Source organism: Nocardia sp. NPDC050799 (assembly GCF_040654015.1).
GTDB lineage: Bacteria > Actinomycetota > Actinomycetes > Mycobacteriales > Mycobacteriaceae > Nocardia.
Genome location: NZ_JBFAHF010000036.1, coordinates 40,765 through 52,315, shown reverse-complemented (window position 1 = coordinate 52,315; position 11,551 = coordinate 40,765). Strand labels below are relative to the sequence as shown.

13 protein-coding genes are annotated in these 11,551 nt (G+C 64.6%); 5 read left to right on the top strand and 8 right to left on the bottom strand.

Going from position 1 to position 11,551, the window contains the following annotated elements; translation table 11 throughout:
* Nucleotides 1–116: 116 nt before the first annotated feature.
* Both AB0H42_RS29010 and AB0H42_RS29005 read right to left on the bottom strand, forming a co-directional pair.
* Complete coding sequence (locus AB0H42_RS29010; protein WP_357061845.1) at nucleotides 117–296, bottom strand: YbdD/YjiX family protein; 180 nt, start codon at nucleotides 294–296, stop codon at nucleotides 117–119.
* 95 nt (nucleotides 297–391) lie between these two features.
* Nucleotides 392–2,653: a carbon starvation CstA family protein gene (locus tag AB0H42_RS29005; protein WP_357061787.1), complete on the bottom strand. Its 2,262-nt coding sequence runs from the start codon at nucleotides 2,651–2,653 to the stop codon at nucleotides 392–394.
* Between the two features lie 193 nt (nucleotides 2,654–2,846).
* Here AB0H42_RS29005 and AB0H42_RS29000 point away from each other — a divergent pair, with 193 nt between their 5' ends.
* Complete coding sequence (locus AB0H42_RS29000) at nucleotides 2,847–3,368, top strand: pyridoxamine 5'-phosphate oxidase family protein (protein ID WP_357061784.1); 522 nt, start codon at nucleotides 2,847–2,849, stop codon at nucleotides 3,366–3,368.
* Nucleotides 3,369–3,426: 58 nt separating this feature from the next.
* On the opposite strand, the gene AB0H42_RS28995 is transcribed toward AB0H42_RS29000, so the two are convergent.
* The 4 genes from AB0H42_RS28995 to AB0H42_RS28980 all read right to left on the bottom strand — a co-directional run bounded on the left by AB0H42_RS28995 (nucleotide 3,427) and on the right by AB0H42_RS28980 (nucleotide 6,446).
* Nucleotides 3,427–3,939 (bottom strand): hypothetical protein, encoded by a 513-nt coding sequence (locus AB0H42_RS28995; RefSeq protein ID WP_357061782.1) that lies wholly within the window; start codon nucleotides 3,937–3,939, stop codon nucleotides 3,427–3,429.
* Nucleotides 3,936–5,021: a MerR family transcriptional regulator gene (locus AB0H42_RS28990; protein ID WP_357061780.1), complete on the bottom strand. Its 1,086-nt coding sequence runs from the start codon at nucleotides 5,019–5,021 to the stop codon at nucleotides 3,936–3,938. Before AB0H42_RS28990 ends, AB0H42_RS28995 begins: the two co-directional genes overlap by 4 nt.
* Before the next feature lie 149 nt (nucleotides 5,022–5,170).
* On the bottom strand, nucleotides 5,171–5,599 hold the full coding sequence (locus tag AB0H42_RS28985) for a VOC family protein (RefSeq protein ID WP_357061777.1): 429 nt from the start codon (nucleotides 5,597–5,599) through the stop codon (nucleotides 5,171–5,173).
* Nucleotides 5,600–5,603: 4 nt separating this feature from the next.
* Complete coding sequence (locus tag AB0H42_RS28980) at nucleotides 5,604–6,446, bottom strand: helix-turn-helix domain-containing protein (protein WP_357061774.1); 843 nt, start codon at nucleotides 6,444–6,446, stop codon at nucleotides 5,604–5,606.
* Nucleotides 6,447–6,543: 97 nt separating this feature from the next.
* On the opposite strand from AB0H42_RS28980, the gene ychF reads away from it, so the two are divergent.
* The 3 genes from ychF to AB0H42_RS28965 all read left to right on the top strand — a co-directional run bounded on the left by ychF (nucleotide 6,544) and on the right by AB0H42_RS28965 (nucleotide 9,612).
* Complete coding sequence (gene ychF / locus AB0H42_RS28975; protein ID WP_357061770.1) at nucleotides 6,544–7,623, top strand: redox-regulated ATPase YchF; 1,080 nt, start codon at nucleotides 6,544–6,546, stop codon at nucleotides 7,621–7,623.
* A 232-nt stretch (nucleotides 7,624–7,855) separates the two neighbouring features.
* Entirely contained in the window at nucleotides 7,856–8,953 is a 1,098-nt protein-coding gene (locus tag AB0H42_RS28970) for a DUF262 domain-containing protein (RefSeq protein ID WP_357061768.1), read from the top strand.
* Nucleotides 8,953–9,612, top strand: coding sequence for an MAE_28990/MAE_18760 family HEPN-like nuclease (locus AB0H42_RS28965; protein WP_357061765.1), 660 nt, complete (start codon nucleotides 8,953–8,955; stop codon nucleotides 9,610–9,612). The genes AB0H42_RS28970 and AB0H42_RS28965 overlap by 1 nt, the downstream gene beginning before the upstream one ends.
* Before the next feature lie 95 nt (nucleotides 9,613–9,707).
* On the opposite strand, the gene AB0H42_RS28960 is transcribed toward AB0H42_RS28965, so the two are convergent.
* Both AB0H42_RS28960 and AB0H42_RS28955 read right to left on the bottom strand, forming a co-directional pair.
* The gene (locus AB0H42_RS28960; RefSeq protein WP_357061762.1) at nucleotides 9,708–9,899 is read right to left on the bottom strand and encodes a DUF397 domain-containing protein; all 192 of its coding nucleotides are present in this window, start codon (nucleotides 9,897–9,899) and stop codon (nucleotides 9,708–9,710) included.
* Entirely contained in the window at nucleotides 9,893–10,693 is an 801-nt protein-coding gene (locus tag AB0H42_RS28955) for a helix-turn-helix transcriptional regulator (RefSeq protein ID WP_357061761.1), read from the bottom strand. The genes AB0H42_RS28960 and AB0H42_RS28955 overlap by 7 nt, the downstream gene beginning before the upstream one ends.
* Nucleotides 10,694–11,034: 341 nt before the next feature.
* On the opposite strand from AB0H42_RS28955, the gene AB0H42_RS28950 reads away from it, so the two are divergent.
* Nucleotides 11,035–11,358 carry a hypothetical protein gene (locus AB0H42_RS28950; RefSeq protein ID WP_357061758.1) on the top strand — a complete coding sequence of 108 codons (324 nt, stop codon included), beginning with the start codon at nucleotides 11,035–11,037 and terminating at the stop codon, nucleotides 11,356–11,358.
* The last annotated feature ends 193 nt before the right edge of the window (nucleotides 11,359–11,551 follow it).

The following is an 11,551-nucleotide window of genomic DNA, read 5'->3' as shown; positions in this document are numbered from 1 at the left end:
CGAAGACACGCGGGACGATCGGCACCGTAGCCAGCGGAAAGGCGGCGCGGGGCGGCCACGAAAATGCGACGGCGGGGCCGGTCGCACCGGCCCCGCCGTAACTCTCGCGGTCCTGCTCAGCAGCAGCGCGCGCCCGGGTTGCGTTCCGCGTCGGCGTACCGCTCCCGCCAGTAGTCCCGCTCACTCGCCACCGGGCGACCGGGGTGCACCCTGCGCATATGCGCGAGGTAGCGCTGGTAGTCCTGCCCGCCGACGACGGAGTCCAGGTAACGGAACACCGACCGCGCCCCGCGCACGAGCGCCCGCACCCCGCGGGCCGGCGTCCCGCGCGGACCGGCCCGCTCGGCGTCCACGGCCCCGGCGCGCATGCCCGGCGCCGCGAGCCGCCCGGTCAACTCCGCACCTCCGCGGGTGCCGCCCCCGGCACCGCTACCTCGCCCTGCGCGATCCGCTCGTCCCATTGCCGCTGGACATCCTTCTCCGCCGAGGTGATCAGGAAACCACTGGGCGCGAAGATCTTCGACGGCTCCTCCGGCGATTCGGTGGTCGAGGTATCGCCCGATTTCACGGTGCGGTAACAGACCCATACCGCGGCCAGCACCACGATCAGTACCAGCACCGCGAAAACGATGGACAGCGCACCCTGGATGAACGTATTGCGAATGACCGCGTCCACGTCCTCCGGTGTTTTCGCTGTCAGGCACAGCTCGCCGGCGTCCCGGGCGGCCCGGCAGATGCTGTTCTGTTTCCAGTAGCCCACCTTCGGATCGGCCGAAAAGATCTTCTGCCAGGACGCGGTCATGGTGACGATGAGATCCCAGGCCAGGGCGATACCGGGGATCCAGGCCCATTTCGTCAGGCCCTTCTTCACCAGGATCGTCAGCACCACCACCAGCGCGATCGCGGCCAGCAACTGGTTGGCGATACCGAACAGCGGGAACAGCGCGTTGATCCCGCCCAGCGGATCCGTCACACCCATCAGCAGGATCGATCCCCAGGCCGCCACCACGACCGCCGAGCACAGCCATGCGCCCACTCGCCACGACGGATCGGCGAACTTACGCGCCGGACCGCGCAGGTTACCCAGCGAATCGGACAGCATGAACCGTGCCACGCGGGTGCCCGCGTCGATGGTGGTCAGGATGAACAGCGCCTCGAACATGATCGCGAAGTGGTACCAGAACGACTTCATCCCGGCGCCGCCGAGGAATCCGGCGAACACTTCGGAGATACCGATGGCCAGCGTCGGGGCGCCGCCGGTGCGGGAGATCACCGATTCCTCACCCACATCGGTCGCGGCCTGGCTCAGTTCGGCGCCGGTCGTCGGCGGACCGGACAAGCCCAAGCCGTTCGTATAGGCCGCCGCGGTTTCCGCGGTGCCCCCGGTCGCGCCGGCCGGCGCGTTCATGGCGAAGTACAGGTGCTGATCGATGATCGACGCCGTGATGATCGCCATCACCGCCACGAACGACTCCATCAGCATGCCGCCGTAGCCGATCACCTTGGCATGCGATTCCTTCTCCAGCAGTTTCGGTGTCGTACCCGACGACACCAGCGCGTGGAATCCGGACAGCGCACCGCAGGCGATGGTGATGAAGAGGAACGGGAACAGGCTGCCCGCGAAGGCGGGGCCGGTGCCCGAGGTGGCGAACTCCGAGACCGCGGGCGCTTTCAGCACCGGCAGGGTCACCAGGATGCCTACCGCGAGCAGGCCGATGGTGCCGATCTTCATGAAGGTCGACAGATAGTCGCGCGGGGCCAGCAGCAGCCACACCGGCAGTACCGAGGCGACGAAGCCGTAGCCGATCAGCATCCACGAGATGGTGACGGGGTGGAAGGTGAACCATCCGGCCCAGGTGTCGTTGTGCGAGACCCAGCCGCCCGCGATGATCGCCAGGATCAGCAGGACGAAACCGATCGCCGAGATCTCACCGACCCGGCCCGGTCGCAGATACCGCAGGTACACGCCCATGAAGAGGGCGATCGGGATGGTCATCGCGATGGAGAAGACACCCCACGGGCTGTGCGCCAGCGCGTTCACCACCACCAGCGCCAGCACGGCCAGCAGGATCATCATGATCACCAGGACGCCGATGATGGCGGCCACACCGCCGACAACCCCGAGTTCGTCGCGTGCCATCTGCCCGAGACTGCGCCCGCGCCGTTTCATCGACACCCACAGCACCAGGTAGTCCTGCACCGCGCCGGCGAACACGACGCCGACGATGATCCAGATGGTGCCCGGCAGGTACCCCATCTGCGCGGCCAGCACCGGCCCGACCAGCGGGCCGGCCCCCGCGATGGCCGCGAAATGATGCCCGAACAGCACCCGCCGGTCCATCGGCATGAAGTCTTTGCCGTTGTCCAGGATCTCCGCCGGAGTCGCCAGGTCGTCACGGGGTTTGACGACCTTGTATTCGATGAGCCGCGCGTAGAACCGGTAGGCCACGATGTAGGTACACACCGCCGCGATCACAATCCACACCGCGTTCACGGATTCGCCCCGCGCGATCGCGAGGATCGTCCAGGCCACGGCGCCGAGCAGCGCGATGGCGGCGAAGATCGCCTTCTTCGCGGGCGTGATCGGGGACCGGTCGACCACACCCACGGGTGGTAGGTCGGGGTCGGTCTTGAGATATTCGATAGTCCCCATCGGGCAACTCCTGTACAGCGAGCTGGAACGTGCCGGCCACACGAACGTAACCGATGGCCGTTCGGCGCTTCGACGGTTGCGGTGAACGGTCGCTGTGATGCGCCGAGCGGAATGCCTTCCGTTCGATCCCGGGCCACTGTATTGAGCAATTTCGGTCAACCGTATTCCGGCCCGGCGCGCATACGGTGGGGCAATGCGCGAAACCCCCGAAGAACTGGCCGCACTGCAGACCCTGCTCGACACCTCTCTCGCGGGTGCCACGGGACATCTCCGCTCGATCATCGCCACCGACCGCACCCTCACCGCCGCGCAGCTCACCTCGGTACTCACCGGTATGTGCCTGCTCACCCTGTCCACCGTGACCGCCAAGGGCGAGCCGCGGGTGAGCGGTGTCGACGGGCATTTTCTGCACGGCCGGTGGTATTTCGGTACCGCGCGCACCGCCGCCAAGGCCCGCCACCTCGCCGCCCGCCCGGCCGCGAGTGTCGCGCATATGCGCGGTGAGGGATTGGGTGTGTTCACGCACGGCACCGCCGAAACCTTGAACCCGGCCGGTGGTGCACCGGATGCCGAGTGGCCGGAACTGCTCGCCTACTTCCAGGACTTCTACGGCGACGACGCATTCGACTGGGACAACGATGTGGTGTTCTTCCGTCTGCGCCCGCACTGGACGACCGTCTACGCGCCCGATTTCGCCGAGCTCATCGCGCAGTGATCGCCGCCCCGGTCGATCGGTGCCGGCCGGGGCAGCGCGGTAGCCGAGGGGAGCGGTGTCACGAACGCGGGCCCGGTGCGCTCGGCCGCCGCTCGGTGGACCGCCGGGTGACCGTGTCGGCCACCTCGTCCAGTGCGGTGCGGATCATCGCGCCGTAGGCGTCGTCGGAGAGGGCGTCCAGCCGCTTTCGCGCGGCAGCGAGCTGTTCCGCGGCGGCCTCCCACGATCCCAGGCGCCGATAGTTGTCGGCCAGGTTCAGGTGCAGCGACGGATAGAACCCCGCGACCTGCAGGCTCGCGTGGTGCCGCTGAACCCGGTCGTCGGTGAGGGCGTCGGCCGCGTCGAGGGCGCGGATATCCCAGGCCAGCGCCTGGGCGGGATCGTCGTGGAGATCGGCGAGGTAGTGCGCGAGGGTGCAGCGGTGGAAGGGGTCACCGGCGACGCCGATACCGCGCCAGATCTCGAGGAGACGTTCGCGGCCGGCGGCGGTGTCCCCGGATCGGCCGAGCGTGACGGCCGCGGTGATCGCGTCCATGGTGCTGTCGGGGGAGCGCTGTTCGGTGGAGGTCATCGGGGGGATCCGTTCTCGTCGACGACTGCGGGGTCGGCCGGCATGGCCAGGGTGGTGAGGTCGCCGTTGTCCGCGGACCGGACGACCATCGGATCGGTGCGGCCGCCGATATCCAGCCGCACATCGGGTCCGATGGCGGTGGCGACGGCCGGGTGCAGGATGGTGAACCCGAAGACGAGTTCGCTGTCGGGGCCGGTGACCCGGGCGGACAGTTCGGTCGGCGGCTCGCCTCCGATGCCCGAGACGGTGAGGGTGTCCGCCGCGGTCGTCACCCGCAGGTAGCGGTCGCGCTGCTGTTCCAGCGCGCGCAGCAGGTCGTGTTTGGCGACCACGGCGTGGGTGGGCCCCGCCGGCAGCGCGGCCAGCAGCCCGCGGTGGTCGGGGAACGGTTCGGCCAGCGTCCGGCAGGTGCGTACGGCGCCATCGGCGGATCGGAACCGGACGCTGTGCTCACCGGCTTCGATATCGATGGCGTGGGCGCCGCGGATCTCCGGCAGCGCCGCGCTCAGGTCGGCGCCGTCGACCGTGGCGGCCCACTCGACGGATCCGGGCTGTTCGGGAACCAGCGTGCGGGTGGAGAGCCGGTAGCGGTCGGTGGCGGTGAGGGTGAGCGATGCGGGCGTCGCCTCGAGCCGCACCCCGGCCAGCACCGGCAGGTCGGGGTCGGTGCCGGTGGCGGCGAGTATCTGCTCGACCGCCGCCGCCAGCACCGGCCCCCGTACCGTCGCCACCCACCAGCCGGAGGGTTCGCCGAGCGCGGCCTTGACCATTTCGCCGGTCCGCCGTGCCTGCCGGGACCGCTGGAGCAACCCGGCCACATGGTCGTCGATGAGCCCGGCCGCGGTGTGCGGGTCGCTTGCGAGCACACGGGTGATCTGGTCGAGCGGCATATCGATGGCGCGGAGGCGGCGGATCGTCACCGCGCGCTCGACCTGGGCGGGTGCGTAGTAGCGGTATCCGGTGGCCGCGTCGACCCCGGCCGGTGACAGCAGGCCGGAGTCGTCGTAGAAGCGCAGCGCACTGGGCGTGATACCGCACGAGCGGGCGAACGCGCCGATGGTGATCAGGTCGGATTCGGGCACGCGCCCATCATCGGGCTTCGAGCAACCTGAAGGTCAAGCCACGACGGCACGGCCCGCTTCGGAAAGGCGCCGCGGCAGGGCTCGACACCGCCGCGGCCACCGGGAACAGCGAACCATGTACCGGCTCCGATCCGGCGCAGCGACGCGGTTCACTGCCCTCGATAGGTCCCGAAGCTCCAGTAGTTGCCCTCCGGATCGGCGACCGTGAATCCGCGCGACCCGTAGTCCTCGTCCTTCAGTCCGGCGACGGTTTCCGCGCCGGCTGCGGTGGCTCGCTCGTACAGCGCGTCCGGGTCGGCGCAGACCACATAGATCGATTCGGTGCCCGGTGTGCGCCGCTCCGGCAGCCCACCGCCCTTGTTCGCGGTGCCGAACATGATTCCGCCGCCTTCCGGCCAGCGCATTTCGGCGTGTTCGATGATCGACGGGTCGCCTTCGCGGGCGTACATGGCCGTCAGTTCGAAGCCGAACGCCCGGACCAGGAAGTCCGCGGTGCCGCGGGCGTCGGTGAAGGCCAGGCACGGCCAGACGGCCGGTGCGGGGGCGGTGGTCGTGGTGGTGTTCTCGGTTGCGGTCATGGTTTCAGCCTGGGCCGCCGGCCATCTCCGGGTCTTGGACGGATGGAATCTCCTCGGCCAGCCACTGGGTGGGGCTGCATCCGGCCAGCCGGGCGAACTCCCGGTTGAGATGCGGCTGGTCGTAGTAGCCGCAGGTGGCGGCGACCTGGGCGATCGAGACGAACGCCGGTGTGTGCAGCAGCATGTGTTTGGCCCGCTCGAACCGCGCGACCCGTCCTGCCACCTTCGGGCTCAACCCGAACTCGCTCGTGAAACGTTTGGTGAGGTACTGGCGGCTCCAGCCGATACGTTCGGCGAGGGGTTCGACTCCCATTGTCCCGTGTGACCCCGTCACCGCCCGCCACGCCCAGGTCAGCTCCGGTCCGACCGACCGCTCGGGTACCAGCAGCCGGGTGAGCATCCGGTCGCACGCCGCGAACCGCTGCGGCCATCCCGGCCGCTCCTGCAGTTCCTCCCACAGTTGCCGTCCCGGCGCGCCGATGAGGTCGGCGAACTCGATCGAGGTGCTCCACAACTCCGCCGCGGGCAGCCCGAACAGGGCCCGGCTGCCCAGCGGGGTGAGCTTGATGGCCACCCCTTCCTGGGTGCCGTCGTGCGCGATCATCGCCGGACGGTCCTGGAGTCCGCTGAGCACGCAGCGGTAGTCGTCCGGCGACTGGCGGACGTCGGTCTGGCCGATCACCTCGATGGCGGGTCCGATGGCGACGATGAACGTCATATGCCGCGAGGGCAGCCCACGATGCAGACCCGCCTCGTATCCGGTCATGCGGTATCCGATGTACCGGTCGATGAAGGCGGCCAGTGTGGGCGCCGGGTAGGCCGTCACTACCTCGGAGGTCGGCTCCATAGGGTCACGCTACGCCGACACCCTTCGCGCGGGCGCTCGCACACACGCCCCGGCCGATCGTCGCCCTCGGCACCCACCCGCGTAGACTGCTGTCCTCGTGAGTCTCACCCTCGGAATCGTCGGCCTGCCCAACGTCGGAAAATCGACGCTGTTCAACGCGCTGACCCGCAACGACGTGCTCGCCGCGAACTACCCGTTCGCGACCATCGAGCCCAATGTCGGCGTGGTTCCGCTGCCCGACCCCCGCCTGGACAAGCTCGCCGAGATCTTCGACTCCGCCCGCACGGTCCCCGCGACGGTCTCCTTCGTCGATATCGCCGGCATCGTGAAGGGCGCCTCCGAGGGCGCCGGCCTCGGCAACAAATTCCTCGCCAACATCCGCGAGGCCGACGCCATCTGCCAGGTCGTCCGCGTCTTCGCCGACGACGATGTGGTGCACGTGGACGGCCAGGTGAACCCGGCCTCCGATATAGAGGTCATCGAAACCGAACTGATCCTCGCCGACCTGCAGACCCTCGAAAAGGCCGTCGTCCGCCTCGAGAAGGAAGCCAAGGTCAAAAAGGACCGCAAGCCCTACGCCGACGCCGCCAAACAGGCCCAGGAAATCCTCAACAGCGGCCGGACCTTGTTCCACGCCGCGAAGGAGATCGACGGCGACCTGCTCAAAGAGCTGTCCCTGCTCACCACCAAGCCTTTCCTGTACGTCTTCAACGCGGACGAGTCGGTGCTCAGCGACGAAGCCAAGGTCGCCGAACTGAAGGCTTCCGTGGCCCCGGCGGATTCGGTGTTCCTGGACGCCAAGGTCGAGTCCGAACTCCTCGAACTCGACGAGGAATCCGCCACGGAACTGCTGGAATCCATCGGCCAGGCCGAACCCGGCCTGCATGCTCTGGCCCGCGCCGGTTTCCACACCCTCGGATTGCAGACCTACCTCACCGCCGGCCCGAAAGAGTCCCGGGCGTGGACAATCCACCAGGGTGACACCGCGCCGAAGGCAGCGGGGGTCATCCACACCGACTTCGAACGCGGTTTCATCAAGGCCGAAGTGGTCGCCTTCGACGACCTGGTCGAGGCGGGGTCGATGGCCGCCGCGAAAGCGGCGGGCAAGGTCCGGATGGAGGGCAAAGACTACGTCATGGCCGACGGCGACGTGGTCGAGTTCCGCTTCAACGTCTAGAAGCGAATAGTTTGCGTTCCCCTGAGGCGAGACCGGCATCGACTTAGTGCGCGGGATGGCCAAGCGCGTCATGACCTTTCAAAAATCGAGGTGTGGCGTAGCGCTTCTCAGATCGGTAGCGGTCAATCTCAGGCTCCTCTAGACTACTTTTGGTCGGCGTGTGCATGCCTGATATCTGCTAGGAGCATGAGGCAAGCTATGCCCTTTCATAAGTAAAGGTCGGTGGTACACCGTGAGTAGTCTTGAGTCGGAGCTCGACGCGGCGAGAAGAACCATTTCCACGGACAGCTATCCGATGAGCGTGGGTGAGCTCACCAACATGTATACCGAAGGTGATCTCATTATCCGCCCACCGTTCCAGAGGCTCTTCCGCTGGGACGAGGATCAAAAGTCGCGACTCGTCGAAAGTATCCTCATCGGGATCCCGCTTCCGTCGATTTTCGTTGCTCAGGATGAGGATGGCCGTTGGGAGTTGGTCGATGGACTCCAGCGGATCAGTACTTTGCTCCAGCTCCAGGGCTTACTTGACCAGGAGGCTTTCCCCGCGCTAACGCTGCGAGCCACCAAGTACCTTCCTTCTCTTGAGGGCTTGGTCTGGGATAATAAAGAAGACGAACAGCCGGCACTAACCCCCGCACAACGGCGGGACCTGAAGCGTGCCAAGATCGATCTCAAGATCGTGCAGCGGGAATCTGACCCGAAGACGAAGTTCGACCTTTTTCAGCGACTCAACTCTTTCGGTTCCAAGCTGTCGAACCAGGAAATTCGAAACGCTCAACTCGTCGGCGTCAACCCCGATTTTGTCGAATGGCTGAGCAAGCTAGCGACGCATGAATCGTTCGTTACTCTGCTGCGACTCCCTGATAGTGAAATGAAGAAAAAGTACGACGAGGAGCTCGTGCTTCGGTTCCTCTACCTACACGAGATGTCAGACGAGCAGATCGTTGGAATCCGCAATTTCCAGGACGGCCTGCAGGAGTTTGCGATTGACCTTGCGCTGAACTTCAATGACGACTACAAGATGCAAGCAGAAAAGGTGTTCAAGGAGACCTTCGACCGTCTCGGCGACGCAGACGAGAAAATCTTTGGGCGCTGGGATAGCGCGAAGCAGGACTTCAAGGGTGGGTTTCTGAACTCTTCCTTCGAAGCACTCGCGATCAGCCTGGGCTACCTTGTTCGACAGGGAGCTGACATTCGCAGTAACCTTCGTGAATCTGCCATCGAATTTTGGAACCTGCCAGAGATGACCGCACGCTTCGCCACTGGAAAGTCCACCGAAGCCAGATTGGGCATGATGGTTCCTGCGGGGCGAAAGATTATCAGCGCCTGATGGCAAAGATTCATTCTGTCGAAGTGCTGGATGACGCGATCTCGGCAGAGATTGCATGGCGGAAACAGGAGCTAACCACCGCGCTGCAGATAATCCGACAGTCGAGCGGGAACGCGCGGAAAGCAAATATCAGATCCGGGGTTCTCATCCTTTATGCCCACTGGGAAGGATGGGTGAAAGGCGTGGCCCAGCTGTACATCAGGTACGTAAACACGCAGCGCTATTCCTATGACAAGCTCAGCGAGGCGTTCCTAGGAAACGCTTTGAAGACGCGGATGAATGCTATTGGTGAAGCAAGTGTTCCTCTGGTGCATAACGAGTTCGCTCTGTTTATCCGGACTGGCCTTACAGGCCGGGCCTCGCTATCCGAGAGCCTCGTCCGAACCGAAAGCAACCTGTCCTCAAGTATTTTCCTCGACATCATTCATCGGCTCGGGCTAGAGAGACGTGCGCAATATTTGCTGCGCGCCCAGATGATCGATCAGGAGCTCGTGCACCGACGGAACACAATAGCTCATGGCCAGTACTTGGAACTGGGACTCGATGAATTTCAGGTTCTGCGTACGAGCACCATGGAGCTCTTGGAAATATTCACAGACGATGTCCGGAATGCTGCATCGACCGGGGCTCACCTCGCGATTCCTATGGATCAGGAGTAGAGGCGGCAGTAATGGTTCCTACCGGGGTAGCATTAATATATGTCCCGGATGTGGCCGAATATTGCGAACAGTACATTATTTGGTCTGTCGGTAGCTCAGAGTTTATCCGGGTCGAACTCTCCGTTTTTTACGCCCTTGATGAAAGCCTGCCATTCCGAATCGGTGAATTCTGCCGTGCCGGCATCCCGTGAATTTGAGTTTCTGATGAGAAAGCTTCCAGCTGGTGTTTTCGCAACCTCTACGCATGTTTCAGGATTGGTGAAACTGGACTTCCGCCATTTCAGCATTTCTTACTCCACGCTTTTTCTAGCCGCTGTACGAACTTCTTCGACTCCACCGGAGTCAGGGCCATGCTCTTCGCTTGGTCGAACACGGCCGAGAAATAGCTTACTTCATCGGCATTTGTGATGAACCGGCCGCCACCGTAGCCCTCCAGGTGCACACGAGGGGTTCCCCACGGATGTGTCATGAGTGCGAAGTTCCCGAGCCTGAGAGCTTCATGGTTGCCGGCGCTGTAAGGAGAAACCCGTAGGGTGACCGTGGGGAGCTCGGCGAGTTCGAGGCAGCTCGCCATTTGCTCCGCCATGACCTCGGGGGTTCCGACGACGAGGTGAAGTGCTGACTCGGGTTGCACGAGGTCGATCTCCAAGTCGCCGGATCGGACGCGTTTCTGCCGGTAGAGTCTTTGTTCGATGGATCGCTGGATGTAGGTGTCCGATACCCCGGTGATGCCTACACGTGAGATGAGTGCCGCTGTGTAGCGGGGTGTTTGGAGCAGGCCGTAGACACCCCGGGGCTCGTGGGCTCTGATCGAGGTGGCCGACTGTTCCATCCCCAGGTACGTCGAGACCCAATCGGGTGTCTCCGCCTCGATAGACGGAACGCTCGACAGCATCGCGGCTAGTTCATCGAGTGTGATTCCGAGGGCCTCGGCATAGCGCGATCGTTGACCCGGTTGCGGGGTCGACTCGTCGCGTTCCCACTTTCCCAAGGTCGTGCGGTCCACGCCTACAGCCTCGGCCACCTCTTCTTGAGTTTTACCGATGGCTTTGCGGGCCTCGATGAGTCTCTGACGTCGCATGGGAACATCATATGTCCATCTTTTGTGCCGTGGATTCCGTTGTTCACCGCCGTCAGCATTGAGGCATTCGAAAGACCGAGTCCTTGGGAGTGCACGATGAGCACGCTGGTACAGAGGGTTCCGCAGTATGACGATATCCCGCAGGGGTCCGCGAAGTCATTGCCGTTGTCGACGCTCACCGCGTTCGCTGAGGCGCTCAGGAAGTGGTCATGCGACCCAATGTCGAGTACGTCGTCGACAGCGATCGATCTCGATGTGCGAGATGTTGGATCGTCAGGCTTGGGGGTCGAGACGAGATGGCATGCCCGGAAACGAGGCATTCGAACTCATGAGGCCAAGTAGTGACGGGGCAACAGGGGGACGAGAAGGCCGTGGCTCTGCTGCACAGTGGCCATGATCCAGAGGTATACAAAGCACTGGTGCGGCAGCACGGGCTGCGGGTTGTCTACACCGTCCATACCGATGCCCCTGCCGTACTTGCCGCGTTGATCGCGGTCCAGCACGCGCTAGAGCATACGGCCGACGTGGTCGTGATTCCGCACCTCGACGCGTTGGAGTCCGGCTCCCCGTGGTGGGTCGTGACCGAGGTGGCGGGCCTATATACCAGAGGGCATGAGTATCCGCTGTGGTCGGTGTTCTCCTCGGCGTTCGGGCGGCAGCCGTGATCATGCTGGGGTTCGCGGTGGCGGTCGGCCTGCCGGTCGCGGTGTTGGTCCTGACCATTTTGTGGCCGGAGCCTGGTGCTGAAGCTCTCGAGGAGCATGAGAACATGCGGCAGCCGGGTCGTCCGCGCCGCCAAGCGAAAGATCGACTCGAGGACCGACCTGCCGATGATGGTGCCGGGACGGGTCGACCTGA